The organism is Bordetella genomosp. 6 (assembly GCF_002119705.1).
In the GTDB taxonomy this organism is placed as follows: domain Bacteria; phylum Pseudomonadota; class Gammaproteobacteria; order Burkholderiales; family Burkholderiaceae_B; genus Bordetella; species Bordetella bronchiseptica_F.
In genome coordinates, this window is the sequence record NZ_CP021107.1 from 4,768,128 (window position 1) to 4,794,782 (window position 26,655).

The window sequence follows — 26,655 nt, forward strand, 5'->3', positions numbered from 1 at the left end:
CTGCGGAACCCGCACAGGTTAACCCCCATTGCATGATTACGCAATGCGTATATGATTTACGCAATTGCGCATCGCGCAATTCATCCGCACATACCACGACACGGAGACAAACATGCCCATTTCCACCCTCAAGCGGACGCTGGCGCTGGCCGCTGCGGCCCTGCCGCTGCTGGCCGCGCCCACCGCCCAGGCCGCCGACACCTATCCGTCCAAGCCTGTGCGCTGGGTCGTGCCCTACGCGGCCGGCGGCGGCTCGGACTTTCTCGCCCGCACGGTCAGCCAGGGCCTGGCGCCGCGCATGGGCCAACCGGTCGTGGTGGACAACAAACCGGGCGGCAATACCGCCATCGGCGCCTCGGAAACGGCGCGGGCCCAGCCCGACGGCTACACCATGCTGTCGGCCGACAACGGCACGCTGGTGTTCAACCCGGCGCTGTACCAGAAGCTGTCGTACGACGCGGTCAAGGACCTGGCGCCCGTCACGCTGATGGGGCGCTTTCCGATGATCCTGGTGGCCGGCCCCGGGCTGAAGGCCACCGATGTCAAGGGCTTCATCGAAGAGGTCAGGGCGCGCAAGGAAGGCATGGACTACGCCTCGGCCGGCGCCGGCAGCCCGCATCACCTGGCGATGGAACTGCTGAAAGTCGAGACCGGCACCAACCTGGTCCACGTGCCGTATCGCGGCGCCGCGCCGGCCCTGGCCGACGTGGCGGGCGGACAGATCCCGGCCATGATGGTGGACCTGGCCGCCGGCGCCGGCTTCATCCACGGCGGCAAGGTACGCGCCCTGGCGGTGGCCAACCCCACGCGCCTGGCGCAATTGCCCGACGTTCCCACGTTCGCCGAACTGGGCTTCAAGAATGTCGAGGCCGCCGCCCTGGTGGGCATCGTCGTGCCGGCCGCCACGCCCGCACCCGTGATCGACACGCTCAACCGCCAGCTGGTGGCCACCATCAACGACCCGGCCACGCGCCAGAAGCTGGTGGACTTCGGCATCGAGCCGGTCGGCAACACGCCCGAGCAATACCGCGACCTGCTGCAGGCCGAGCGCACGCGCTGGCACAAGCTGATCCGCGATCTCGGCATCAAGCTGGACTGATACGCCGCCGCGCAGTCCCTGTTTTCTTTTTTCGGAACGACGCCATGTCCCAGACCTCCTCTCCCGCGCCCGCCACGGGCTGTCCGATCGACCATGCCGCGCTGGCGCGCGCGGGCGGCTGTCCTGCGCACGTCAGCGCCCGCGCGGCCGAGTTCGATCCATTCGGCGATGGCTACCAGCAGGATCCGCCCGAATACGTCCGCTGGGCGCGCGAGCAGGAGCCGGTGTTCTACAGCCCCCGGCTGGGCTACTGGGTCGTGACCCGCTACGACGACATCAAGGCCATCTTCCGCGACAACATCACCTTCAGCCCGTCGATCGCGCTGGAGAAGATCACGCCCACGGGGCCGCAGGCCAATGCCGTGCTGGAGTCGTACGGCTATGCGATGAACCGCACGCTGGTCAACGAGGACGAGCCGGCCCACATGCCGCGCCGCCGCGCGCTGATGGAGCCTTTCACCCCGGAGGCGCTCAGGCATCACGAACCCATGGTGCGGCGCCTGACGCGCGAGTACGTCGACCGCTTCATCGACGACGGCCGCGCCGACCTGGTCGACCAGATGCTCTGGGAAGTGCCCCTGACCGTGGCGCTGCATTTCCTGGGCGTGCCGGAAGAAGACATGGACCTGCTGCGCCAGTACTCGATCGCGCACACGGTCAACACCTGGGGCCGGCCCAAGCCGGAGGAGCAGGTGGCGGTGGCCCACGCGGTGGGCAACTTCTGGCAGCTGGCAGGCAAGATCCTCGACAAGATGCGCCAGGACCCGGACCAGCCAGGCTGGATGCAGTACGGCATCCGCAAGCAGCGCGAGTTTCCCGACGTGGTGACGGATTCGTACCTGCATTCAATGATGATGGCCGGCATCGTGGCCGCCCACGAAACCACCGCCAACGCCTCGGCCAATGCGCTCAAGCTGCTGCTGCAGCACCCCGACGCCTGGCGCGAGATCTGCGAGGATCCCTCGCTCATCCCCAACGCGGTGGAGGAATGCCTGCGCCACAACGGCTCGGTGGCCGCCTGGCGCCGCCTGGCCACGCGCGACACCGAAGTGGCCGGCGTGCCGATCCCGGCCGGCGCCAAGCTGCTGATCGTCTCGTCCTCGGCCAACCATGACGAGCGCCATTTCGCCGACGCCGACCTGTTCGACATCCGCCGCGACAACGCCAGCGACCAGCTCACCTTCGGCTACGGCTCGCACCAGTGCATGGGCAAGAACCTGGCGCGCATGGAAATGCAGATTTTCCTCGAGGAATTCACGCGCCGCCTGCCCCACATGAAGCTGGCGCAGCAGCAGTTCACCTACGTCCCCAACACCTCGTTCCGCGGCCCCGAGCACCTGTGGGTGGAATGGGATCCGAGCCGCAATCCCGAGCGGCGCCAGCCGCAACTGCTGGCGCAGCAACAGCCGGTGCGCATCGGCGAGCCGTCCACGCACGCGATCAGCCGGCCGGTGGTGGTGGAGCGGGTCGAGCAGGTGGCGCGGGACATCGTCATGCTGACGCTGGCCTCGCCCGACGGCAAGGCGCTGCCGCGCTGGGCGCCGGGCGCGCATATCGACGTGGAATGCGGCGACACCGGCCTGTCGCGCCAGTACTCGCTGTGCGGCGACCCGGCCGACGCCGCGCGGCTGCGCATCGCGGTGCTGAAGGAAGCCGAGGGCCGCGGCGGCTCGGCCTGGATCCACCAGGAGGCGCGGCCGGGGCAACGCCTGCGCATCCGCGGGCCCCGCAACCATTTCCGCCTCGACGAGGCCGCCGGCCGCGCCATTTTCATCGCCGGCGGCATCGGGATCACGCCGGTCAGCGCCATGGCCCGCCGCGCCCGCGAACTGGGCATCGATTACGAACTGCACTACAGCGGGCGTTCGCGCGCCTGCATGGCCATGCTCGACGAGCTGGCCGCGCTGCATGGCGAACGGCTGCACGTGCACGCCAGCGACGAGGGACGGCGCAACGACTTCGCCGCGCTGCTGGCCCGGCCCGCCGCCGGCGTCCAGGTCTACGCCTGCGGCCCCGAGCGCATGCTGGAGGCGTTGCAGCAGGCTTGCGCGCACTGGCCCGAAGACACGCTGCGGGTCGAGCATTTCCATTCGACGCTGGGTACCCTGGACCCGGACAAGGAGCATGCGTTCGAGGCCGAGCTGAAGGACTCCGGCCTGGTCATCACGGTGCCGGCCGACCAGACGCTGCTGACCGCCCTGCGGGCGGCCAACATCGACGTGCAGAGCGACTGCGAGGAAGGCCTGTGCGGTTCGTGCGAGGTGCGCGTGCTCGACGGCGAGATCGATCACCGCGACGTGGTGCTGACCCGCGCCGAACGCGAGGCCAACGGCAAGATGATGAGCTGCTGCTCGCGCGCCGCCGGCAAGGGCAAGCGCATCGTGCTGGAGCTGTAGGCAGCGCCTAGCCGCCGGCCGTCTGGCCGGCTTCGGCGGGCAGGCGCTCCATCAGGGCGGCGCCGTAGCCCGCCACGTCGCGGCGCACCGCCGCGACGGCCGCCTCCACGTCGTGCCGGCGCAACGCATCGATCAGCGGCAGGTGCGGATGCTCGTCGTACAGATGGGCGAACGGCTTCTGGTACAGGTAGGTCAGCGAAGGGCCGGTCTGCGCCCACAATCCCTCGATGATGGCCACCAGGTCCGGCATGCCCGACGCGTTGTACAGCGTGAAGTGGAACTCGTAGTTGGTCTTGAGCACGCCCTCGCGCTGTTCGCTGTTCTTGTAGCGGACCATTTCGCGGTGCAGACGCTCCAGCGTCTTGATCTCGGCGTCCGAAATGCGCGGCGTGGCGCGTTCGGTGGCCAGCACTTCCAGCGTCAGGCGGATATCGCGCAGCTCCTGCAGTTTCTCTCGCGTGGGCGCGGGCACGCTGACGGACTTGCCGCGCGACATGGCCAGCGCGCGCTCGGACACCAGTTGCAGCAAGGCTTCGCGCACCGGCGTCTGGCTCACGCCCAGGCGTTCGGTCAGCGTGCGCAGCGTGAGGACCTCGCCGGGCTTGAGCTCGCCCATCATCAGCAGCTGCTTGAGCTGGCGATAGATGACAGCGGCAATGTTTTCGCGCGCCATCGGCGCGAGCGGCATGTTCATGGAAGGTGGATCAGCGCAAAAAGGGGGCGGTTGACCGATGTTGCCATATTCCCGGCCAACCCGCTATACTTTATAAAATATAAATTACTAAATAGCCGCGATGGTGCGGCCATGATTCAGGACGAGGCCTCATGAGCACCCTACCCAAGCCCCTTTCCGCCCCGGGGTTCACGCTGGACGGCACCGTGGCCCACGCAATCGTGCGCGCGCTGGCGCGCCACGGCGTGGACACCCTGTTCGGGCAGAGCCTGCCCAGCATGCTGCACCTGGCCGCCGAACAGGCCGGCATGCGCCAGGTCGCCTACCGCACCGAAAACGCCGGGGGCTACATGGCCGACGCGTACGCGCGCGTCAGCGGCAAGCCGGCCATCGTGACCGCCCAGAACGGCCCGGCCGCCACCCTGCTGGTGGCCCCGCTGGCCGAAGCCATGAAAGTGTCGGTGCCGGTGATCGCCCTGGTGCAGGACGTCAACCGCGACCAGACCGACCGCAACGCGTTCCAGGAACTCGACCACATCGCGCTGTTCCAGCCGGTCACCAAGTGGGTGCGCCGCGTCACCGAAGCCTCGCGCATCGAGGACTACGTCGACCAGGCCTTCGCCGCGGCCTGCAGCGGCCGCCCCGGCCCGGTCGCCCTGCTGCTGCCGGCCGACCTGCTGGCCGCCGCCGCGCCCGCGCCGGCCCTGCCGCGCAACGATTCGCTGGGCCGCTTCCCGCTGGACCGCAGCGTGGCCGCGCCGCAGGCCATCGCCCGCGCCGCCAGCCTGCTGGCGCAGGCGCAGCGCCCGGTCGTCATCGCCGGCGGCGGCGTGCACATCTCCGACGCCAGCGCCGCCATGGCGGCGCTGCAGGAAACCGCCCACCTGCCGGTCGCCACCACGGTCATGGGCAAGGGCGCGGTCGACGAACGCCATCCGCTGTCGATCGGCGTGGTCGGCAGCAACATGGGCCCCAACGGCCCCACGCGCTTCCAGCGCCGCCTGATCGCCGAGGCCGACGTAGTGCTGCTGGTGGGCAATCGCACCAACCAGAACGGCACCGACTCCTGGCAGCTCTATCCGAAGAATGCCCAGTACATCCACATCGACGTGGATGGCCTGGAAGTAGGCCGCAACTATGAAGCGCTGCGCCTGGTCGGCGACGCGCGCCTGACGCTGGAAGCCCTGGCCGCCGCCCTGGCCGGCCACGACCTGGGCGCGCGCCGCCAGGCCCGTGCCGGCGTCGAGCAGGCCATCGCGCAAGGCCGCGAAAAGCACCTGGAAGACTCGGCCGCGGTGCGCCTGTCGGACGCCTCGCCGATCCGGCCCGAACGCATCATGCACGAATTGCAGCAACAGCTCGACGAGCACGCCATCGTCGCGGCCGACGCCAGCTATTCGTCGATCTGGATCACGCATTTCCTGACGGCGCTGCGCCCGGGCATGCGCTTTCTGACGCCGCGCGGCCTGGCCGGGCTGGGCTGGGGCTTTCCCATGGCCATGGGCGCCAAGCTGGCCAATCCGCGGGCCGAGGTCTACGCCCTGGTGGGCGACGGCGGCTTCGGCCACGTCTGGTCCGAGCTGGAGACCGCCGCGCGCATGGGCGTGAAGGTCACGGTCATCGTCATCAACAACGGCATCCTGGGCTTCCAGAAGCACGCCGAGAACGTCAAGTTCGGCGCCCATACCTCGGCCGTGGCCTTCGCGCCGGTGGACCACACCGCCATCGCGCGCGCCTGCGGCTGCACCGGCATCCGCGTCGAGGATCCGGCCCAGCTGGCCGACGCGCTGGCGCAGGCCCGCGCCGCCTCGGGCTCGGCGCTGATCGAAGTCATCTGCGACGAAAACGCCTTCCCGCCCATCACCTTCTTCACGCCCGACGCCGGAGTGCAGGCATGAGCGCGCCCCGCATCGCCGTCGTCACCGGCGCCGGGCGCGGCATCGGCCTGGCCAGCGCGCGCGCCCTGCTGGCCGCGGGCAACCATGTCGTCACCATAGATCGCGGCGCCATCGATACCCAGGCGCTGTTCGGCGCGCGGCACGACCGCGTGACCGCCGTCAGCGCCGACGTGCAGGATCTGCCCGCCCTGCAGGCGCTGCAGACGCGCATCGCGGCCGAGCTGGGCCCGGTGTCCATCCTGGTCAACAATGCCGGCGTCTCGCCCAAGCGTCCCGACGGCCGCTCGTCGGGCATCCTCGAAGTCACCGAGGAGGAATGGGCGCAGGTGCTCGGCATCAACCTGACCTGCGTGATGCGCCTGTGCCAGCTGTTCCTGCCGGCCATGCGCGACCAGGGCTATGGCCGCATCGTCAACGTCGCCTCGCTGGCCGGGCGCGCCCGGTCCATCGTGGCGGGCCCCAGCTACATGGCCTCCAAGGCGGGCGTCATCGGCCTGACCCGCGCCATCGCCTCGGAAATGGGCCCATACGGCATCACCGCCAATTGCGTGGCGCCCGGCCGCATCCTCACCGAAATGGCGCAACAGGCCGGCCCCGAAGTGAACCAGCGCTACGCCGAGCAGATCCCGGTGCGCCGCCTGGGCACGCCGGAGGAGGTCGGCGCATCGATCGCCTTCCTGTGCGGCCCGGACGCCGGCTTCGTCAACGGCGCCATCATCGACATCAACGGCGGCTTCTACATGCCCTGAGGCATGTTCAAGCCAACACGACACGGACTTCCCAAGGAGGAGCAATGAAAAACATAAGCAAGTATCTGGCCGGCACCCTGGCCTGCCTGGGCCTGGCCGCCAGCGCGGCCGCGACCGATTTCCCGAAGAACGAAGTGCGCCTGGTGGTGAACTACGGCGCCGGCGGCAATACCGACGTGGCCTCGCGCGCCCTGGCCAAGGGCATGGAAAAGCCGCTGGGCAGGACGGTCATCGTCGAGAACAAGCCCGGCGCACTGGGCACCATCGGCCCGGGCTATGTCGCCCGCCAGGCGCCCGACGGCTACACGGTCGGCGTGGTCACGTATTCCACGCAAGCCATCATGCCGCACCTGATGAAGCTGCCCTACACCATGGACGATTTCGATTTCGTCGCCGGCGTGGGCCGCTACCGCTACGGCATCACGGTACGCGCCGACTCGCCGTACAAGACGCTGCAGGATCTGGTCGAGGCCGCGAAGAAACCCAACGGCGTGTTCTTCGGCGCGCCCTCCTCGCCCAACAACCTGGCGCTGCTGGAACTGGGCCGCCTGACCGGCGGCAAGTTCGAGCAGGTGTCGTACAAGTCCGGCAGCGAAACCGTGACCGCGTTGCTGGGCGGTCAGGTCGACGTGATCGTGCAGAACCCTTCCGACGTGCTCCCGCACATCCGCGACGGCAAGCTGCGCATGATCGCCTCGGCCAGCCCGATGCGCTGGCCCGAGCTGCCCGAGGTGCCGACCATCAAGGAAAGCGGCTGGCCGGTACAGATCGACTCCTGGATCGGCCTGGCCACGCCGCGCGGCACGCCCGCCGACGTGCTGGCCAAGCTGCAGCAGGCGGCCCTGGCGGCGGTGGCCGATCCCGTCACGCGCGACTCGTTCGAGAAACTGGGGGTGGACCCCGCCGCGCTCAAGGGCGCCGAGTACGCCGAGCTGCTGAAGAAGGGCCAGGAAGAAATGGGCCGCATGATCCGCGACGCCAATCTGCCGCGCATCAACTGACCGGCCGCCGGCGGCAGGCGCTGGCGCCCGCCGGGCGCCGGCGCTACGATCAAGGCATGTCAATCTGCCCGCGCGCGCGGGCGCAAGGAGATTGCCATGTCACTGATCGTCGCCGCCCGCTTCGATACGTTTCCCGACGTCGAAAACGCCGCCCAGCGGCTGTTCTCGGAGGGCTTCACCAAACAGGACGTCCATGTCTTCTACGTCAACAGCGCCGGCGAGCACAGCCGCTACGCCTATGGCGGAGACCGACGCTCCGACCCCGACTCCGGCAGGGCCGACATGGGCGCCATCCTCGGCGCCGCCCTGTTCGGCCTGGCCTTCGCGATTGCCGGCGGCTTCATCGTCGCCGGCCTGAACGAATCTACCATCGCCATGCTGGCGGCAGCCGGCGTGGGCGCCTATATCGGCTCGCTGTTCGGCGCGCTGTGGGTCACCGGACACCTGGCGCGCAAGCGCGGCGAGGCCGCCCCCGAGAGTCACCCCGAAGTGCGGCCGGCCGGCCTGCTGCTGGCGCTGCATACCGACCCCGCGCGCGAAACCCTGGCCTGCCAGGTGCTGCGCGCGGCCAACGGCCATGACGTCGAGCACGCCGAAGGCGTGTGGCGCGACAACCGCTGGCAGGATTTCGATCCGCTCAAGCCTGTGCAACGCGAACCGTAGCGCGCTCAGAGCGCCGTGGCCAGGGTATGGCGCAGGTATAGCTCGCGCAGCGCGGCGCACACCGGCCCGGGCCGTCCGTCGGCCACCGGCTCGCCGTCGACGGCGATGACCGGCAGCACGAAGTGCAGCGCCGAAGTCAGGATGACTTCGCGCGCCTGGCGGCATTCGTCCAGCGTGAACGGGCGTTCGACCATCGCCATGTCGCGCTCGCGCGCCAGCTCCAGTACGGCCGCGCGCGTACAGCCGGGCAGGATGTCCTGCGACAGCGGACGCACCACGATCTCGCCGGCCGCGTTGACCAGCAGCACGCTCGACGACGAGCCTTCGGTCACCACGCCCTGCGCATCCACCATCACCGCCTCGAAGGCGCCGCGCTCCTGCGCGGCCTGCTTGGCCAGCACCTGGGCCAGCAGCGACACGCTCTTGATGTCGCGGCGCTGCCAGCGCAGGTCGAGCACGCTGGCCACCTGCACGCCGCTTTGCGCCAGCGGATTGACCCGCAGGCCTTTCTCGCTGGTGAACAGCATGACGGTAGGCTCTACGCCGGCCGGAAACGCGAAATCGCGCCTGGTGTCGGCGCCGCGCGTCACCTGCACGTAGACCGACCCCTCGCGCAGCCCGGCCCGGCCGACCAGCTCGCGGCATACGGCCAGCAGGCGCTCGCGCGGCAGCGGGTTGGCGATCCCGATCTCGCCCAGGCTGCGCGCCAGGCGGGCGGCGTGACGCTCGAACTCGAGCAGCATGCCGTCGATGACCGCCATGACCTCGTAGACGCCGTCGCCGAACAGGAACCCCCGGTCCATGGCCGGGACGCGCGCCTGCTCGGCAGGCACGAAACTGCCGTTGATATAGAAAAGGGAAGACATGAGGCTACCGCCTGGGTGTTGGATATCGGTCAATGGCTGATGATGCGCGAGAGGAATTCGCGCGAACGCGGCGACGCGGCGCTGCCGAAGAACTCGGCCGACGCGACGTCGTCGATGATCTCGCCGTCCTCCATGAAGACGATGCGGTCGGCCACCCGGCGCGCGAAGCCCATTTCGTGGGTGACCACCATCATGGTCATGCCATCGCGCGCCAGGCCGGTCATGACGTCGAGCACTTCGCCGATCATTTCCGGGTCGAGCGCGGAGGTCGGCTCGTCGAACAGCATGACCACCGGGTCCATCGCCAGGGCGCGCGCGATCGCCACGCGTTGCTGCTGGCCGCCGGACAACTGCCCGGGATGCTTGTCGCGGTGCGCGGCCACGCCCACGCGCTCGAGCAGCGTCGCCGCCTTGGCCCGGGCCTGGGCGCGACTGCGTCCCAGCACGCTCATCTGGCCCAGGCAGACGTTCTCCAGCACGCTCAGGTGCGGAAACAGCTCGAAATGCTGGAACACCATGCCCACGCGCGCGCGCAGCGCCGGCAGGTCGGTGCCCGGCGCGCCCACGTCGGTGCCATCGACCACGATGCGGCCGGACTCGAACGGTTCGAGCCGGTTCACGCACTTGATCAGCGTCGACTTGCCCGAGCCGGACGGGCCGCACACCACCACCACCTCGCCGCGCGCCACGCTCAGCGAGCAATCCCTGAGCACCGACAGATCGCCGTAGCGTTTGCCGAGCCGTTCTATTTCTATCATGGACAACAACTCCATATGGATACGCCCGCCCTCATGCGCCCAGGCGCGCGCGCAAGGCGCGCACCCCGCGCGAGGCGGTGAAAGAGAGCACGAAGAACACCACCGCCACCAGCACGTACATCTCGACCAGCCGGTTGTCGCGCTGCGCGATCTTGGTGGCCGCGCCCAGGAAGTCGGGCAGCGACAGCACGTACACCAGCGCCGTTTCCTGGAAGATGACGATCACCTGGGTCAGCAGCACCGGCAGCATGTTGCGCACGGCCTGCGGCAGGATCACCTTGCGCAGCACCTGGCCATGCGTCAGGCCCAGGGCGCTGCCGGCGGCGTACTGCCCCGGCCCCACGCTGCCGATGCCAGCGCGGATGATCTCCGAGAAATACGCGGCCTCGAACAGGATGAAGGTCACGAAGGCCGAACCGGTGGCGCCCAGCACGATGGGCCGCTCGGCCTGGGTGATCCACTGCAGCAGATAGGGCAGGATGAAATAGATCAGGAAAATCACCAGCACCAGCGGCAGCGAGCGGAACAGGTTCACGTAGATGGCGGCTGGCCACGCCAACCAGCGCCGGCCGTACAGGCGCGCGATGGCCAGCAGCGCGCCCAGCACCACCCCGCCGGCCGCCGACGAGAGGGTCAACAGCAGGCTGAAGCGCAAGCCGGTGAGAAACAGATACGGCAACGCGTCGATGATGGCCTGATAGTCGAAGTTGCTCATGCCCGCCCTCCCTTGGCGGCCTGCGCGCGGCGCGGCGACTGCCCGGGGATGCTCACCCAGCGCTCCAGCGCGCGCATCGCCACGATCACGATCAGGTTCAGCGCCAGGTAGGCCACGGTCGCGGTCAGGAAGGCCTCGAACACCTGGAACGAGTACTCCTGCATGGCATGCGCCTGCGCGGTCAGGTCGGCCAGGCCGATGGTCAGCGCCACCGACGTGTTCTTGATGGTGTTCAGGCAGTCGGACGTCATGGTCGGCAGCACCATGCGCAAGGCGTTGGGCAGCAGCACATGGCGGTACAGCTGCGGCAGGGTCAAACCCAACGCCAGGCCGGCCTGGCGCTGGCCCGGCGGCAACGCCTCGATGCCGGCGCGCAACTGTTCGCCGATGCGCGCCGACATGTACACCCCGATGGACAGCGCCGCCGTATAGAACGACCCTTCGGGCAGCTGCTTGATCCAGTCGCCCAGCGCCCTGGGCAACAGCTCGGGCAGCACGAAGTACCAGAGGAACATCTGGACGATCAGCGGGATGTTGCGAAACACCTCCACGTAGACGGCCGCCAGCCTCTTGACGATTGGATACGGCAGGGTGCGCGCCACGCCGACGGCGATGCCCAGGCCCAGCGCCAGCGCCCACGCCAGCGCGGCGGTCTGCACCGTGACCGCCAGGCCATCGAGCAGCGTCTGCAGATAGGTCTGCCCGCCATCCGGGGAAAGGGCGAACAGCACGCCCCAGTTCCATTGATATCCCATGGTGATTCTCTGTATCCAGGCCGCACGCTGCCGCCGGCCCCCCGGGGGGCCGGCGCCACGCCTGCATGGCGGCCTTGCTTCTTACTTGTAGTCGGCCGGATCGCCCGAGTCGGTCGGCGTGGCGACCACGCGCTTGAGCACCTCGCTCATGGCCACGTTCAGGTTGATGCCCTTGGGCGGCAGCGGGCTCTGGTACCAGCGCTTGTACAAGGCCTCGAAATCGCCGCTGGCATACAGCGACTTGATGGTGTCGTCGACCAGGGCCTTGAACTGGGGGTCGTCGCGGCGCAGCATGATGGCGTACGGCTCGATCGACAGCGAATCGCCCGACACCTGATAGCGGTCCGGTTCCTTGGCGTTGGCGGCCAGGCCGTAGAGCAGGATGTCATCCATGATGAATGCGGCGGCGCGGCCGGTCTCCACCATCAGGAAACCCTCTGCGTGCTCCTTGACCGGCACCACCTTCATGCCCAGGCCGCGCGCCTCGTTGATCTCGTTGGCCTGGCGGATGTTGGCCGTGCCCGAGGTCGAGGCCACCGTCTTGCCCTTGAGGTCGTCGATGGTCTTCAGGTTGGCCGACTTCAGGCTGATGAAGCGGTTGCCGGTCACGAAGGTCGTCACCGAGAAAGCCACCTGCTTCTGGCGGTCCAGCGTGTTGGAAGTCGAGGCGCATTCCAGGTCGATGGTGCCGTTGCCCATCAGCGGAATGCGCGTGGCCGAGGTCACCGGCAGGTACTTGACCTGGATATCGTCGCGCTTGATACGCGCCTTCACCGCGTCGACGATACGCGCGCAGATGTCGATCGAATAGCCCACCGGCTTCTGGTTGGCGTCATAGTACGAGAACGGGATCGACGTCTCGCGATGCCCGATGGTGATGACGCCGGTATCGGAGATTTTCTTCAGGGTCCCGTCGAGGTCGGCGGCGTGGGCCTGGCCGGCCGCCGCCGCGCCGATGGCCAGCGCTGCCGTCAGCGCGTTGAGAAAGCGTTTCATGGTGGTGTCTCCTATAAGGCTGTTGTTATGAACCGCGATGCCGGCCGCGCCGGCAATCAGGCGCTAGCCGCGCCCGAACTGGTCGAACACGCGTTCCACGGCGTCCTGGGCAGGGCCGTGGCGCCGCGCGTACATGCAGATTTCCATCGGAATGGCGCAACGCCGGTCCGCCACCGCGACGATCTCGCCGCGCTCCACGGCCGAGCAGGCGCTCGAATCGGGCAGCCACGCCAGCCCCACGCCGGCGCGCACCAGGTCGCGCGCGCCATCGACGAAATCGGTCTCGCACACCCGCTGCAGCACGGCGCGCTGCAGCAGCGGTCCGCACGACAGCTCGATCAGGCGCCGGAAATAGGCGCCCTGCGCGTACGACACATAGGGATAGCGCGCCCGCGGCGCCTCGCACGCCAGCTCGGCCTCGTCCAGCGCCATGCCCGCCGGCCGGTACAGGCGCAGGACATCGGCCTCGACGCCTGCCCTCATATAGGTCTGCGCATCGAGCTGGATGTCCTCCACCGCATGGCGGAAACAGACCAGCAGATCCACCACGCCGGCGGCCAGCCATTCGACCGAGTCGTGCACATTGCCCACGTGCAGGCGCAGCGACTCCGCGCCGCCAATCTGCTGCCAGCGCGCGCACCACGCGGGAAAGCGCGAGGTCGCCAGGCAATGCGGCATGGCCACGCGCAGCACCATGCTGTCGTGCCCGGTGGCGCCCGCTTCGCCGCGCGCGTCGATCACCTTGCGCACGATCTCGGCGGCAGCCGAGCGGAACTGCTCGCCCGCCGCCGTCAGGCGTGTCGGGAAGCAGCCCCGGTCGATCAGGGGCGTGCCCACCCAGGTCTCCAGCGACTGGATGCGGCGGCTGAAGGCCGACTGCGACACATGGCGCAACTCGGCAGCCGTCGTGAACTGGCCGCATTCGGCCAGGGTCAGAAAATCCTGGAACCAACGTAGATCCATCACCATCACCGCGTCATCGGAAGCGCCGAATGCAGGGCAGTATAGGGATGAGGGTCCGACCGGTTATGCGAAATTTGCATAACGCGGCGATTTGCAGGGTTACTCCTTAGACGGATCGCCGTTGATCGTCGAACGGCCCAGCTCCCCCGCCGCGGCCAGCAGGGCCAGGGCGCGGGCGCGCAGTTGCGCGGCATACAGCACGTGGCGCTGGCGGGCCAGCAGCCAGTCTGATTGCGCGCGCAGCAGCTCCGCAATGCCGCCCACCCCCGCCTCGTAGCGGCGCAGATCCGACTCGTAAGCGGCCCGCGCGGCCTTCATCCAGCGCCCGCTTGCCTCATGGCTGGCGCGCGCGGTGCGCAGATCGGCATAGGCACGCGCCACGGCCGCGCCGGTCGCCAGACGGGCCTGCTCGAGCAAGGCTGCCCGACGCTGCGCCTCGGCGCGCGCGCCCTGGATCCGATGTCCCCGGGCAAATCCGTCGAACAGCGGAATCCTCAGGTTCAGGCTGGCGGACACGCTGCGCGACGAACCGGCGAACACCGAGACGTTCTCGCTGCTGTTGCGGTAATGGCCCAGCGCAAGGTCCACCGTCGGCATGTCCGTGGCCCGCGCCACATCGACCTGGGCGGTGGCGGCCTCCAGGCCGGCCCGCGCCGCCTTGATCGCGGGATGGCGCTGCTGGGCGTCACGCAGCCATTGAGCCAGCTCGCGTTCTTCGATCCCTTGCGGTGCCAGCGGCCCCGGCGTCAGAACGATCGGCGTAGCCGGATCGACGCCCAGCGCCTGCGCCAGGCCGGCCAGCGCGCGCGCTTGCGCGCCTTCGGCCTGCGCCTGCGCCAGACGCGCGCGCTCCAGCGCCGCCTGGGCGTGCAGGACATCTCCGTGGCTGTCCAGGCCGCTACGCGCGCGGCGCGCCGCGACACTGGCCGAACGCCGGGCGATTCCCGTGTCTTCCATCGCGGTACGCAGCGCCTGCTGCGCCGTGGCGGCCTCGTAATAGGCGCCGGCCACTTCGGCCAGCTTGTCCTGCAGCACGGCGCCATAGGCCTGCGCAGCCTCGTCCAGTTGCGCCCGTGCCGCCCGCAGGGCGGCCGAACGGGCTCCCGAGTCGAACAGGCGCCAGGCCAGCGTTGCCGCCATCACATGGTTGCGAACCCCGCTTTCGCCCTGCCCCGTGCTGCGCCGCTGCGCCGAACGGCCGGCGCTCAACGCGATGCTGGGATAATAGGGCGCGCGCGCCAGCCCGACCTCGGCCGAGCGCGCCTTGATCCGCGCCCAACCCTGGCGCAGCGCCGGGCTGTGGCACAACGCCAGGTCGATGGCCTCGAGCAAAGCCAGGTCGTCGAGCCGATCCGCCGGAGGCGGGCAAGACCACGGGGCGGCGGGCGCCGGCAGCGCCTCGAGCGCGGGCGGCATTGCCAGGCCATCGCGCGCCCGCGCCCCGCCCCCCACGCTCAGCGCGAGCCCGGCCCACAAGATGATCGCCAAGGTCCGGCCACGCCACCGCACTCCGAGCATGCTAGCGCTCCCCCAGGCTTTCGCCTGCATGCCGCGCCACCGGGCTGAGCAGGTATTCGATGAGGCGCCGCGAGCCGGTCCGGATATCGGCCTGCACCGCCATGCCTTCCTTGAGCGGCTGCGGCTTGCCGTCCACTTCCAGGGCGGCGCGCGCCAGCGCGATCGTCACGCGGTACGAATGCTGTTGCCTGTCGTCGACCACCGTGTCCGGCGACACATACAGCACCGTGCCTTCCAGCGTGCCGTACTTCGTATAGTCGTAAGCGCCGACCTTGACGGTGGCGGGCGCGCCCGCCCTGACAAAGCCGATATCCTTGCTGTCGAGCTGGGCCTGGACCTGGATGCCGGCGCCGCTGGGCACCACCATCATCAAGGGCTGGGTCGCGGCCACCGCGGTACCCTCGGTCAGCGCAACCAGCTGCTGCACGACACCATCGACAGGCGCGGTCAGCACCAGCCGGCTGCGCTGGGCGCGCGTACGCGCGATCTCCTGCTCGGCCTGCTCCGCCAGCTTGCGCGCCAGGGCCAGCGTCTCGAACGCCTGGCGTCGCGTCTGGGTCTGCAGCGCGACGCGCTGCGCCTCGCTCTGGCGCAGCCGGCCTTCCAGCGTCACGCGCGCCTGCTCTTTTTCCAGGTAGGCCTGTTGCGACACATCGCCATCGCGCCGCAGGCTGCGGTGCGCATGGGCGATCTTCGTCACCAGATCGAGCTCGCGCCGATAAGTGGCGATTGCCGCCTCGACGGCGCGCAATTGCGCCTGATAATCGGCATACTGGCTGTCCAGGTACGACTGGGCCGCCACCATGCCGGGGTCGGCCGGCAACCCGGACAATACCGGCGCGCGCCCGGCATCCAGCGCCCTGATCATGGCGCGCGAGCGGGCCTCGTCCTGATGCGCCTGCGCAGCCTGGACACGCCATTTGCGCTCCTCCGCGTCCGTCACGCCCGCGTCGAGCCGCAGCAGCACGTCGCCGGCGGCCACGCGGCTATTGTCGGCGACCAGCACGCGCGCAACGCGGCCGGTGTCGGACGCCGCGATGATCTGGCTCTGGCCCACGGGAACCACCTTGCCGGCTGCATGCACGACGATCTCGGTCCTGCCCACTACAGACCAGACCAGCGCGCCCGCCGCCAGCGCCATCAGGATGCGGGCCAGCCAGCGCGCCGTGGGCGAGACCGGGCGCTCCTGCAGCGACAGCGCGGCAGGCAGGAATTCGGTCTCCACCGGATCGAACCAGCCCGCCGGGCGCCGGTGCCGCTGGCGCCAGCTGGCCGCCAGCACCCGGCCATGGCGGCCGGCAAGTTCGCGCAGTCCGGCCAGTCTCATCCCGCCGCCCCCGCCTGCAACGCCTGCAGGCGCGCGTACAGGCCGCCCGCGGCCAGCAGCTCTTCGTGGCTGCCGCACTCGGCAACCTCTCCGCCCTCCATCACGATGATGCGATCGGCTGAACGCACGGCGGAGAGCCGGTGGGCGATGATGATGACGGTGCGGCCCTCGCAGATGTGGCGCATATTGCGCTGGATGATGTGTTCCGACTCGTAGTCCAGCGCGCTGGTGGCCTCGTCCAGGATCAGCACGCGCGGCCGATGGATCAGTGCGCGGGCGATGCCGATGCGCTGGCGCTGGCCGCCCGACAATCCCACGCCGTTCTCGCCCAGCATGGTGTCGTAGCCTTCGGGCAACTGGCAGATGAATTCGTGCGCTCCCGCCAGCCGCGCCGCCGCCACCACTTCATGCATGCTCGCCCCGGGCCGCGTCAGCGCGATGTTGTCGCGTACGCTGCGATTGAACAGCGTGCTTTCCTGCAGCACCACGCCCAGCTGGCGCCGCAGCGATGCGCCGTTCACGATGCCGATGTCATGGCCATCGATCAGCACGCGGCCGCGGTCGGCGACGAACATGCGCTGTATCAGCCGAGTCAATGTGCTCTTGCCCGACCCGGAACGCCCCACCACGCCCACCACTTCGCCCGGCGCAATGCGCAGGCTGACGTTGCGCAGCGCATCGGCGGCCTCCGGCCGATAGCGAAACGATACCCGGTCCAGTTCGATGGCGCCGCGCAGCGCCGGCAATTGCGCCTTATCGCCGGCCGCCTCGGTTCGGCAGTTCAGAATGTCGCCCAGACGCTGCATCGAAACGCCGGTCTGCTGGAAGTCGTTCCACAGCTGCGCCAACCGGATCACGGGTTGCGTCACATGGCCGGACAGCATGTTGAAAGCCACCAGCTCACCCACGGTCATGCGCTGCGCGACCACCTCGGTGGCGCCCACCCACAGGACCCCCAGCGCGACCAGACGGCTGATCAGCGTCACGCCGGTATTGGCCAGCATGGCCACGTTGGCCACCGACAGTCCGGCCACGACGTAGCCGGCCAGCTGACGGTCCCAGTGCCGCTGCCACTGCGGCTCGACCGCCAGCGACTTGACGGTATCGATGCCGCTGACAGTCTCCACCAGGAAGGCCTGGTTCTCGGCGCCACGGTTGAACTTGACATCCAGGCGGCGGCGCAGCACCGGCGTCAGCGCCAGCGACAGAAGAAAATAACAAGGCAGCGCCGCCAGCACGACCAGCGTCAGCTTCATGCTGTAGAAGAACATGACGGCGATGAACACCACGGAAAACACCGCATCGAGCAGCACCGTCATGGCATTGCCGGTCAGGAAGGCGCGGATATGCTCCAGCTCGCGCACGCGGGCAACCGAGTCGCCCACCCGGCGCGCCTGGAAGTACGCCAGCGGCAGGCGCAGCAGATGCGCGTAGAGGCGCGCGCCCAGCTCCACATCCAGCTTGCTGCTGGTATGCGCGAACAGATAGGTACGTATGCCGGTCAACAGGGCCTCGAACAGGATTGCCGCCAGGAACCCCACGGCAATGACATTGAGCGTTTCCATGGCGTTGTTGACCAGCACTTTGTCCATGACCACCTGGAAGAACAAGGGCGTCAACAGGGCAATGAGCTGCAGCACCAGCGAAATCAGCAGCACCTCGCCGATGAGGTGGCGATACTTGACCAGCGCCGGGATGAACCAGCTGAAGTCAAAGCGCGCCAGGGCCTCCGACGGGCCGGCCGCGCAGGCGCAAAGCAGCAGCTCCCCCGCCCATAGCGCCTCGAACCCGGCCCGACTCAGGCGTGCAGGCGCCTGGCCGGGACGCTGGATGAGTACCGCCTGGTCCGCGCCGGGCTCGACGCGGGCAAGCACGAAGTAGCCGCCCTGCCGGTCCAGCGCGATGGCCGGCAGCGGCGCGCGGGCCAGCCGCGCCAACGCGGGTCGGTGCCGGCGCACTTTCAGGCCGAGGCGGCGCGCCGCCAGCTGTATCGTTTCGCTGCCGAATGCCTGCGCGGCGAACTCATGCCGCAACTGTTCGGGATCGGCCGCCAGTCCGTGATAGCGGGCCAGCATGACCAGGCAGAGCAGCCCGGAATCGGGCTCGCCGACGCATTGCGCCACGGGCGACCTCATGGGAAATACCTCAGGGAAGACACGGGGAAACGGCCCCGCCGCGCGGGGCAGGCGGGCCATGATTCGCGGCGCTTCAGCGCCAGTTGACGGCAAGGGACTGCATCAGCGTGTCCGGCACGCGCGTCGCCGGCGGGCTCGCTTGGGCCGCGCCGGGGCCTGGGTACTGCGCCATCGCCTCGACCAGCTTTTCGATGCCTGCCTGATCTATCGCCTGGTTGGCGGCATGGACGGTTTCCACCCGCTGGCCGGCGCCGCGATACCAGTCGTGCACGGTAAGCGCATCGTCGGTGCCGAGAATGCGGATCTCCAGGTCGTTGCCCTGGCGCGCGAACCATAGCTGCGCCGCCCCGGCGTTGATACGAATGGTGTCATGGCCGCCGCCCGATTCGTAGATCGTGTCGTGCCCGTACCCAGTCCCGAACAAATAGGTATCATCGCCCTGCCCGCCGAACAGGTCGTCGTTGCCCGCATCGCCGCTTAGCAGATCCGAGCCCGCGTCGCCCAGCAGCACATCGTCGCCGGCGCCGCCGGACAGCACGTCGTTGCCCGCCAGGCCATTGAGGACGTTGACGCCCGCGTCGCCGATCAGCACGTCGTCACGCGCGCTGCCCACGGCGTTCTCGATATGGCGCAGCGCGTTGCTGGTTTCGGGCTCGTCGATCAGGCTGGCGAACCCCTTGCCCAGGCTCAGGAATACGCCCTTTCCGCCGGCCTCGGCGCCCTCCTCGCCCGAACCGCTGAAATCCACGGTATCGCTGCCGTCACCGCCATCGAGCAGATTGCCGCCATTGGCGGCGTCCTGGAAGAACCAGTCGTCGCCGGCTTCGCCGTACAAGCGATCGCGTCCGGCGTCGCCCGACAGCCGGTCGTCGCCGTCGCCGCCCAGCAGCACGTCGTCGCCCCCGCCGCCCGCCAGCACGTCGGCGCCCCCCGCGCCGCGCAGCACATTGGCCTGCGCATCGCCCGTGATGCGGTCGGCCAGCTCCGTGCCCACCACATTCTCGATGCCTGAAACCGTATCGTAGGCAGTGCTGCCGGCCTCGCCCAGCTTGTCCACGCGGCCGGCGTCCAGGTTCGCCAGGATACCCAGCCCGATGCGGCCCGCGGCGGCGCCGGCGTGCGCCCCAGCCTGGCTGTAGTCGACGGTATCCACCCCGGCTCCGCCACGCAGCACGTCATGCTCGCGCGCCTGTGTCTGGCCGAACCAATCGTCGCCCTCGCCGCCTTCCAGCGTGTCGTCGCCCAGCCCCCCATAGAGGGTGTCGTTGCCGGCCTCGCCATACAGCATGTCGTTGCCGTCGCCGCCGAACAGCAGATCGTCGCCCTCGCGGCCGTACACGGTATCGTCGCCACCCTGGCCCATCAGGGTATTGGCCTGACCGTCGCCGATGAGGCTGTCTTTCATGCTCGTGCCGATGACGCTCTCGACATTGCGGACGCTGTCGTAGTAGTCCATGCCCAGCCGGGAGGCCTTGCGCACCCACTCTTGGGACAGATCCGCCTCGATGCCGAAGCCGTGCTCATGCGGCGCAACGATCTTGCCCGCATGGATCAGGGCGGTGTAGTCAACGGTGTCCAGCCCCGCGCCGCCGTCGATGTCATCGCTGACGCTCTCGTCGTCCTGGAGGAACAGGTCGTTGCCGTCATCGCCATGCAGCGAATCCAGGCCCAGGCCGCCGCGCAGGATATCGTCGCCGCCCCGGCCTCGTATCGTGTCGTTGCCATCGTGCCCCCCAGAGCTCGTTATCCCGGTCGTCGCCGGCAATGCGGTCGTTCAGCTCGGACCCGTGCAGATTCTCGATATTCCCGACATGGTCGACGCTCGACAGGTTCAGGGCCGGCCACTTCTCCACCGTGCCCGCCCGGAGATCCGCATGGATGCCCGTGTCGAACATCCGTTCGAGGCGCCGCTCGGAAGGCTGGTACACGTTGTACTTCACGGTATCGACGCCGGCGCCACCGTCGAGCTGGTTGCTCCATGGGCCCAGGTCCTGCAGGAATACGTCATCGCCGGCGCCGCCGCTGACCGTGTTGTAGCCCTCGCCGCCGACCAGCGTATCGTTGCCGGCCCCGCCGTCCAGCCTGTCGTTGCCCGGCCCGCCGGCCAGGAAGTTGTCGCGCGCATTGCCGATGATCGAATCGTTGCCCGCGCCGCCGATGATGTTTTGCACATGCTCCAGCGTATCAACCTCCACCAGCGTTCCGACGCGGGCCAGCTCGACATGGCGGTACTGGACATTCTCGGTGCGCTTGCCATAGCTGGTTTTCTGGGTGGCCACGCCTTCGCGGTACACGTTGGCGTCCTTCAACTGCTTGTGCACGTTGAAACGCTCCCCGTCTACCGACACGGCAATGGAGTCCTGCTGGCCCAAGGCGGCGTAGCTGATCGTGTTGGCGCCCGCGCCGCCGTCATAGTGGATGCGCGATGCATTGGCCAGCACGACGTCATCGCCGTCCCCGCCCATCACATCCAGTTTGATGCTGCGCTTGAGCACGCCGTTGGCGTCGACCAGTGTCGACACCACCCTGGCCAGATCGATGGTCGTGTCGGCCGCGCCATCCCGGATGCGCCAGCGGTCCCGCTTGCCCACGATCTCGACGAAGGTGGTGAACTCGCTCTTGCCAGTCTGCGTGCGCCGGCGCTGCTCCTCTCCCGGCGCGGCCAGCGGCGTGATGAACGTCAGCGCCGGCCGCTCGCCCTTGTGGCTGGCGATATCGATGCCGCCGGCGGCGACATCGAGTACCACCGGCTGGCCGGCCACCCGTTCTCCCTGGATGAAGCGGTCCACGAACACGTCGGCGGACTTGAGGTTGGCCGCATTGCCCGTAATGGCGGCAAGCTCGAGCGCCGACTTGGAGATCTCCGTGGTCTGCACCCCGATCACGCTGCTGGCGTTCCAACCGGCCTGCAGGTCGGCCAGCATTTTCCGCATGCCCTCCGAATTGGCCAGCTGTTCGTGGCGCGCCTGCAGGCTTTTCTCGAAATACGCTTGCGGCCCGCCTTGTTCGTCGATCTTGCGGGCGTAGTCGTTGGCCAGCTTCTCGATGATGGGCTGCTGTACGCCGCGCAGGATTCCGTTGAGCGCCCCGGTCAGCAGGGAAGTGACCACCGCAACCGGGGCGCCTACCACGCTGGCCGCCGCGGCGATCGACACCGCCGCCCCCACCGTGCTCAGGACGGCCGAGATGCCGGCGACGGCGCCCTCGGCGGCCGTCTTGTCGCGATACAGCTGGGCCAGCAAGGCGTCGCCCTCGTAACCGTATGCGCTCGACTCCTGCGCCAGCTTGTCCAGCTGGTCCGCATAGCGCGATTGTTGCACCAGGCCATAGATCTCCATGGGACTGAGCGCGGCGGCCAATGCGCCGGCGGCCGCCCCGGCCGCCGCCCCCGCCACCTGCAAGCCGCTGGTCACGCCGCGCGCGGCCGCCAGCGCCAATGCGACGGACGATGCCAGCTCGACCGTGCCGCCCGTCAGCTGCAGCGCGATCTCGGCGCCAGCAGCGGCCTTCTGCCCGGCTGGCGCGTCATCGGTCAACGACATCCCGGCGCCCACGGCCGCGGCGATGCCGCCGCCCAGCGCCATCGCGCCGCCGGCCACGCCGAAGCCGCCGGCCCAGCGCGAAGCGCCACGGAAGAAACCGCTCACGGTTTCGGCCACGGCGCTGCTGGCCTCGCCCAGGCCGAATACGGCCGCCGACAACGACGCCGCTTCCTGCGGCGTGTTGGTGGAACCGGCCCGGCCGAACTGCGTCATCAGAGCAATGGCATGCACCAGCCGCTGCGCGGCCGCCACCGCCTGGGCGCCCTTCAGGGCCCGCTGCCCCCAGAGCGCCGACGCGCCACTGGCGGCCGGTTCGGCATCGTCCTGCGGCGCCCCGGCGCGCAGGACTTGCCGGACCATTTCCAGTTCGACCGCTTCCACGGCGGCCATGTCGGACACCTCGCCCAACGAAAACGATCGCGATCCCACCCCATCAAGGCTGTCATAGCCGGAATCCTGGCGTTCAACTGCGCCCAGCGACGGCCGCCGCAATCCGGGTGAGGCCGGCGCCGTTTCCAGCACATCCGGCGAGGACATCGAACGCCCGCCCGGCACGCCGGATACGGTTCCCAGCCCGTCGTCGAACAGGCTTTTCCCCGCCGTGCCGTAGGCGCGGTTCTCGTAGAAGACATAGCCCTCGCCGCGCTGCTGGCCAATGTATTCCTTCAATTGCCCGCGCGTGAGCATCTGGCTTTCACCGGTGGCGGATACGACGAAAATCTTCTCATCGGCCTCCGGGAAAGGATTGTTCTGCTCGGTGCCGTGCTGAACCACGTCCTGCGCGCCGACGGCGTGCGCCCGCTCGTTCAGCGCATTACGTACTTCCAGCTCGAAATCGGTGATGACGCCGATATTCATGTCGCCGTCGTAGCGGAACTGGCGGCGCGCCTCGATACCCACCGCAGAACGGGCGCCGGCGCGGGCGATTTTCCACAGCAGGTCGATGCGCTCTCGATCGAGGCCGGGCGTTGCCTCGCTGGCGGCCCGCCGCGTGCGCGCCAGGTAATCGCCCACCGAATCGCCGCTGGTCACCGAACTGCGCGCCGAGTCGCGGAAGTTGGACAGATGCGGCATGATGGCGAACATGTCGATGTCCGCCGTCAACGGGATGCCAGCGGCATTGCCGATCACCTTGAGCGCCTCGAAATCGCCGCCGTCCTTGCGACGGTACTGCACGGCATAGCGCCCGTCCGAGGTTTCCCTCACACGGAACTCGAACTGCTCGTAGCCGGCATGGTTGCTCGCAACCATGCCCTCGGCCATGCCGGTGACCAGGCCCGCTTGCCGCAGATAGTCGAGGCGTTCTTTCGACAGCGTCAGCTCGACCGCGGTATGGCCATGCTCCAGGCTGCTGTTGACGTCATTGTTGGCCCGCTCGATCACTTCGGACGCACGGCCAAACAGTTTGGAAAGATTCGGGTTGACGGGAATGTAGCCCGCCTGCAATCCCCAGTCGGAGGACTTGGCGTGTACGCCCAATCCCTTGGTGGCCACCCCTTCGGCGATCAGGCTGGTGGAATGAGGGTTGACCAGCCGGAACATCAATGTGGCGTTTTTTTCCTTCGCCACGGCCTTGATGCCCTCGAGCACGGCGGTGGGGATACCCGATTCCCGGTCGGCGGCATTGGCATAGCCTGTCTGTTGTGGTTGCTGCATATCCTGGTTTCCCCGAGTGCATCAGTGAACGTATGCGCGCCAGCACGACCTGCGTTCCATGTCCGGTACCGCAGCGCCTCCAGGGAACTGAAAACGTCTGGCTCGCGGCGTGAGGCCGGGCCGCATTATTAATGCAATCGCCTCGGAAAACGTCGGAAACCCACCCACGACAAGCAATACAGACCGCCCCCACAAACCGACCACATGCATCACATGCATAAACAGAAATCGCGCGGCGACTCACCAGACTTTCCTTTGCGCATGCAAGAACCGGGCTAGCCTTTACCCACTGCTTCGCAACGCTCCATTGAGCGATCTGGATGCGCGACGGCGCTATCCCACAACCTGTCTGGACGGTGCGGCCGCAACGACGCAGCCAAGTCCCAAGAATATGTAGGCCGACGCAGCCACACCTCGAGAACGCACAAGACACGCTTGCCAGCCGCCCGCGCAGGGCGGAACATGCAAGCCCCCCGGAACCAGGCGCCCAGGCGTTCAATGTCCATGCTCTCCTCGACCCAGGCGGCCGATGCCTCCGGCCATCCGGACCATTTCGCCGCACTGGGCGACATCGCCTGGCTATGGATGAGTTCGCCCATGCACCGCGATTGGCCGGTGCATCTGTTGGCACGCAATACGCTCGCGCCCATCCTGCGAGGCCAGTACATTCTGCTGCGGCGCGACGGCGTACCGACGGCCTATTGCAGTTGGGCCCGCATGGACGCCGACAGCGAGCTTGCCTACGTCCTGGATCCCGCATCGCTGGAGGAGCGCGCCTGGAACTGCGGCGATCGGCTTTGGATCATCGATTGGATCGCACCGTTCTCGCGCAGCGACAACAATGCGTTGCGCCGCGCGCTGGCCGAACGCCTGCCGGATCAGGTCGGCCGTTCGCTGCGCGTGCGGCCAGGCAGCCAGACCGCGCGCATCATGGAGCATCGGGGCCGCGCGCTGGCTCCCGCCCAGGCGCGGGCGCTGCTGGACCGCTATCACGCCGAACTGGCCGCCAGGCTGCGCGCGTGCGGCGGCGCGCACGCGGTGCGCGGCGACGACGCCACGGCCTGATCCGACCGCCCCACCTACCCCGGCGGCAACCCGGCACCTAGGGTTTGCACCGACATGAAAGCCCGCACCCATGTAATAGGATTACATCTGCCTATGGACAACGCCGGCAATCTGGTTAAGAAACACGCAAAAATGCGCCAAAAGCGTATGGGAACACCGCTTTATCGAGGCCGCGCAGCACTGAGCCTATCCAGTTATGTAATTTAATTACCTAATGGGTGACCGATGCCTTTTCCCAAGCCTGCCCTTTCCCCGTCGTCTTCCTCCTGTACCAACACCCCCGCGGCAAGTCCCCATGACGGTTTTGCATTGAGCCGGCGCCAATGGCTGAGCGCGGCCGCCGCGGCGCCGCTGTGCGCGCTGCCCGGCGCCACGGCCTGGGGGCAAGCCGCGCCCGCCGGCACGGCGCGCAAGGGCGGCGCGGCCAATATCGCCGTCGTGGCCGAGCCGCCCGGACTGGATCCGATGATCAGTACGGCTGACCTGGTCGGCACCATCATGCAGCACGTGTACGAGCCGCTTTACACGGTCGATGCGCGCTGGAACCTGGCGCCCATGCTGGCCGAAGCGATGCCGGCCATCAGCGAGGACGGCAAGGTCTACACCATTGCGCTGCGCAAGGGAGTCAAGCTGCACAACGGCCGCGACCTCGACGCCGACGATGTGGTCGCGTCGCTGCAGCGCTGGCTGGATATCTCGCCGCGCGGCAAAGCCGTCAAGCTGGAAGTGGAAAGCCTGAGCGCGCCCGACCCCGCCACCGTGCGCATCGCGCTGAAAGCGCCGTATGCGCCGCTCGTGTCGCAACTGGCGGCCACCAGCGGAATGGCGGCCATCATGGCCAAGGAAAGCCTGGGTCCCCAGGTCACGGAAATCATCGGCACCGGACCGTACCGGTTCAAGGAGCGGCGCCCCGACCAATTCGTCGTCCTGGTCCGCTTCGACGGCTACCACCCGCGCACCGAGGCGCCCAGTGGCTACGCCGGCCGGCGCGAGGCCCTGCTCGACGAGTTGCGCTTCATCCCCGTGCCCAGCCCCAACACGCGGGTCGAGGGCGCCCTGTCCGGGCAATTCCACTTCTCCGACCAGTTGTCGGTGGAGTCCGCCGAGCGCCTGCAGGCCAGCGGTTCGGTCGCCGTGCCGGTGATCATCCAGGATTTCGGCTTTCCCTACATCGTGCTCAACAGCAAGCAAGGCGTGCTGGTTTCCCAGGCCATGCGCCGCGCGGTGCAGGCCGCCGTCAACAACCGCGAGCTGATGGACGCCGGATTCGGCGACAAGCGCTTCTACAGTGTCGGGCCGAATTTCTTTCCCGAAGGCACGCCGTTCTACTCGATGGCCGGCGCCGAGCTGTACGACAACAACAATCCGAAAATGGCCAAGGAGATGGCCGCCCAGGCCGGCTACAAGGGCCAGCCCATCCGTATCCTGGCGAGCCGCCAGTACGGCTTTCACTACAACATGGCGCTGGTTTTCGCCGAGCAGCTGAAAAAGGCCGGCTTCAAGACGGAACTGCAAATCGTCGATTGGGCCACGCTGATACAGCGCCGCGCCGACGCCAAGCTGTGGGACATTTTCTTCAGCCACGCCAACAGCCAGCCCGAGCCCATGCTGGCGCCGCCGCAGTTCAGCTCCGGCGCGCCGGGCTGGTGGGAAAGCGACGCCAAGAAATCCGTGCTGGGGAAGTTCAACGCGGCGACCGACCCGGCCGAACGCAGCGCCCTGTGGGGCTCGGTGCAGAAGCTGGTCTATGAGGAGGTGCCGTTCCTCAGGGTCGGCAACTTCAACAGCCTGGCGGCGCGCTCGAACCAGCTGGAAGGGCTCACGCCCATGAACTGGCCGTTCTTCTGGAACACCAGCCTGCGCGCCTAGCCTCCACGGGA

The 26,655-nt window shown here is 68.3% G+C and carries 17 protein-coding genes and 2 pseudogenes; 8 read left to right on the forward strand and 11 right to left on the reverse strand.

All coding sequences use genetic code 11. From position 1 onward, the window contains the following. Window positions 1-112 precede the first annotated feature (112 nt). Window positions 113-1,099 carry a Bug family tripartite tricarboxylate transporter substrate binding protein gene (locus tag CAL11_RS22435; RefSeq protein ID WP_086094670.1) on the forward strand — a complete coding sequence of 329 codons (987 nt, stop codon included), beginning with the start codon at window positions 113-115 and terminating at the stop codon, window positions 1,097-1,099. Between the two features lie 44 nt (window positions 1,100-1,143). Then, entirely contained in the window at window positions 1,144-3,495 is a 2,352-nt protein-coding gene (locus CAL11_RS22440; protein ID WP_086094319.1) for a cytochrome P450/oxidoreductase, read from the forward strand. A gap of 7 nt (window positions 3,496-3,502) precedes the next feature. Here the strand turns inward: CAL11_RS22440 and CAL11_RS22445 are convergent. Continuing rightward, window positions 3,503-4,236: pseudogene (locus CAL11_RS22445) on the reverse strand (GntR family transcriptional regulator). Window positions 4,237-4,320: 84 nt separating this feature from the next. Here CAL11_RS22445 and CAL11_RS22450 point away from each other — a divergent pair. From CAL11_RS22450 to CAL11_RS22465, 4 genes are all read left to right on the forward strand, one after another. Continuing rightward, window positions 4,321-6,066 carry an acetolactate synthase catalytic subunit gene (locus CAL11_RS22450; protein ID WP_033465349.1) on the forward strand — a complete coding sequence of 582 codons (1,746 nt, stop codon included), beginning with the start codon at window positions 4,321-4,323 and terminating at the stop codon, window positions 6,064-6,066. After that, on the forward strand, window positions 6,063-6,815 hold the full coding sequence (locus CAL11_RS22455; RefSeq protein WP_068924628.1) for a 3-oxoacyl-ACP reductase: 753 nt from the start codon (window positions 6,063-6,065) through the stop codon (window positions 6,813-6,815). The genes CAL11_RS22450 and CAL11_RS22455 overlap by 4 nt, the downstream gene beginning before the upstream one ends. Before the next feature lie 44 nt (window positions 6,816-6,859). After that, window positions 6,860-7,816, forward strand: a complete 957-nt coding sequence (locus CAL11_RS22460) for a Bug family tripartite tricarboxylate transporter substrate binding protein (protein ID WP_033465352.1) — start codon at window positions 6,860-6,862, stop codon at window positions 7,814-7,816. Between the two features lie 96 nt (window positions 7,817-7,912). Further along, window positions 7,913-8,479 (forward strand): hypothetical protein, encoded by a 567-nt coding sequence (locus CAL11_RS22465; protein WP_033465354.1) that lies wholly within the window; start codon window positions 7,913-7,915, stop codon window positions 8,477-8,479. Window positions 8,480-8,484: 5 nt separating this feature from the next. Here CAL11_RS22465 and CAL11_RS22470 read toward each other — a convergent pair whose 3' ends face one another. The 10 genes and pseudogenes from CAL11_RS22470 to CAL11_RS22515 form a co-directional block, all read right to left on the reverse strand. After that, entirely contained in the window at window positions 8,485-9,345 is an 861-nt protein-coding gene (locus CAL11_RS22470) for a D-amino acid aminotransferase (RefSeq protein ID WP_086094320.1), read from the reverse strand. 29 nt (window positions 9,346-9,374) lie between these two features. Further along, window positions 9,375-10,118, reverse strand: a complete 744-nt coding sequence (locus CAL11_RS22475) for an amino acid ABC transporter ATP-binding protein (RefSeq protein WP_086094321.1) — start codon at window positions 10,116-10,118, stop codon at window positions 9,375-9,377. Between the two features lie 16 nt (window positions 10,119-10,134). Continuing rightward, window positions 10,135-10,818 (reverse strand): amino acid ABC transporter permease, encoded by a 684-nt coding sequence (locus tag CAL11_RS22480; RefSeq protein ID WP_033465360.1) that lies wholly within the window; start codon window positions 10,816-10,818, stop codon window positions 10,135-10,137. Beyond that, window positions 10,815-11,573: an amino acid ABC transporter permease gene (locus CAL11_RS22485; protein ID WP_086094322.1), complete on the reverse strand. Its 759-nt coding sequence runs from the start codon at window positions 11,571-11,573 to the stop codon at window positions 10,815-10,817. Before CAL11_RS22485 ends, CAL11_RS22480 begins: the two co-directional genes overlap by 4 nt. A gap of 81 nt (window positions 11,574-11,654) precedes the next feature. Next, window positions 11,655-12,569, reverse strand: coding sequence for an amino acid ABC transporter substrate-binding protein (locus tag CAL11_RS22490; RefSeq protein WP_033465363.1), 915 nt, complete (start codon window positions 12,567-12,569; stop codon window positions 11,655-11,657). A gap of 63 nt (window positions 12,570-12,632) precedes the next feature. Further along, on the reverse strand, window positions 12,633-13,541 hold the full coding sequence (locus CAL11_RS22495; protein WP_015064671.1) for a LysR family transcriptional regulator: 909 nt from the start codon (window positions 13,539-13,541) through the stop codon (window positions 12,633-12,635). Window positions 13,542-13,631: 90 nt separating this feature from the next. After that, on the reverse strand, window positions 13,632-15,050 hold the full coding sequence (gene cyaE, locus CAL11_RS22500; protein WP_432206079.1) for a cyclolysin secretion protein CyaE: 1,419 nt from the start codon (window positions 15,048-15,050) through the stop codon (window positions 13,632-13,634). Between the two features lies 1 nt (window position 15,051). Next, window positions 15,052-16,377 carry a cyclolysin T1SS periplasmic adaptor subunit CyaD gene (cyaD, locus tag CAL11_RS22505; protein WP_086094324.1) on the reverse strand — a complete coding sequence of 442 codons (1,326 nt, stop codon included), beginning with the start codon at window positions 16,375-16,377 and terminating at the stop codon, window positions 15,052-15,054. Continuing rightward, entirely contained in the window at window positions 16,374-18,512 is a 2,139-nt protein-coding gene (cyaB, locus tag CAL11_RS22510; RefSeq protein WP_086094325.1) for a cyclolysin T1SS permease/ATPase CyaB, read from the reverse strand. The genes cyaD and cyaB overlap by 4 nt, the downstream gene beginning before the upstream one ends. Before the next feature lie 73 nt (window positions 18,513-18,585). Continuing rightward, a pseudogene (locus tag CAL11_RS22515) lies at window positions 18,586-23,710 on the reverse strand (anthrax toxin-like adenylyl cyclase domain-containing protein). A 504-nt stretch (window positions 23,711-24,214) separates the two neighbouring features. Here CAL11_RS22515 and CAL11_RS22520 point away from each other — a divergent pair. Both CAL11_RS22520 and CAL11_RS22525 read left to right on the forward strand, forming a co-directional pair. Beyond that, on the forward strand, window positions 24,215-24,775 hold the full coding sequence (locus CAL11_RS22520) for a toxin-activating lysine-acyltransferase (protein WP_086094671.1): 561 nt from the start codon (window positions 24,215-24,217) through the stop codon (window positions 24,773-24,775). 309 nt (window positions 24,776-25,084) lie between these two features. Further along, entirely contained in the window at window positions 25,085-26,644 is a 1,560-nt protein-coding gene (locus CAL11_RS22525; RefSeq protein ID WP_086094326.1) for an ABC transporter substrate-binding protein, read from the forward strand. The last annotated feature ends 11 nt before the right edge of the window (window positions 26,645-26,655 follow it).

Coding starts and splice junctions, on each gene's coding strand:
- CAL11_RS22435 (WP_086094670.1), top strand. CDS start 113: ATGCCCATTTCCACCCTCAAGCGGACGCTGGCGCTGGCCGCTGCGGCC.
- CAL11_RS22440 (WP_086094319.1), top strand. CDS start 1,144: ATGTCCCAGACCTCCTCTCCCGCGCCCGCCACGGGCTGTCCGATCGAC.
- CAL11_RS22450 (WP_033465349.1), top strand. CDS start 4,321: ATGAGCACCCTACCCAAGCCCCTTTCCGCCCCGGGGTTCACGCTGGAC.
- CAL11_RS22455 (WP_068924628.1), top strand. CDS start 6,063: ATGAGCGCGCCCCGCATCGCCGTCGTCACCGGCGCCGGGCGCGGCATC.
- CAL11_RS22460 (WP_033465352.1), top strand. CDS start 6,860: ATGAAAAACATAAGCAAGTATCTGGCCGGCACCCTGGCCTGCCTGGGC.
- CAL11_RS22465 (WP_033465354.1), top strand. CDS start 7,913: ATGTCACTGATCGTCGCCGCCCGCTTCGATACGTTTCCCGACGTCGAA.
- CAL11_RS22470 (WP_086094320.1), bottom strand. CDS start 9,345: ATGTCTTCCCTTTTCTATATCAACGGCAGTTTCGTGCCTGCCGAGCAG.
- CAL11_RS22475 (WP_086094321.1), bottom strand. CDS start 10,118: ATGGAGTTGTTGTCCATGATAGAAATAGAACGGCTCGGCAAACGCTAC.
- CAL11_RS22480 (WP_033465360.1), bottom strand. CDS start 10,818: ATGAGCAACTTCGACTATCAGGCCATCATCGACGCGTTGCCGTATCTG.
- CAL11_RS22485 (WP_086094322.1), bottom strand. CDS start 11,573: ATGGGATATCAATGGAACTGGGGCGTGCTGTTCGCCCTTTCCCCGGAT.
- CAL11_RS22490 (WP_033465363.1), bottom strand. CDS start 12,569: ATGAAACGCTTTCTCAACGCGCTGACGGCAGCGCTGGCCATCGGCGCG.
- cyaE (WP_432206079.1), bottom strand. CDS start 15,050: ATGCTCGGAGTGCGGTGGCGTGGCCGGACCTTGGCGATCATCTTGTGG.
- cyaD (WP_086094324.1), bottom strand. CDS start 16,377: ATGAGACTGGCCGGACTGCGCGAACTTGCCGGCCGCCATGGCCGGGTG.
- cyaB (WP_086094325.1), bottom strand. CDS start 18,512: ATGAGGTCGCCCGTGGCGCAATGCGTCGGCGAGCCCGATTCCGGGCTG.
- CAL11_RS22520 (WP_086094671.1), top strand. CDS start 24,215: ATGCTCTCCTCGACCCAGGCGGCCGATGCCTCCGGCCATCCGGACCAT.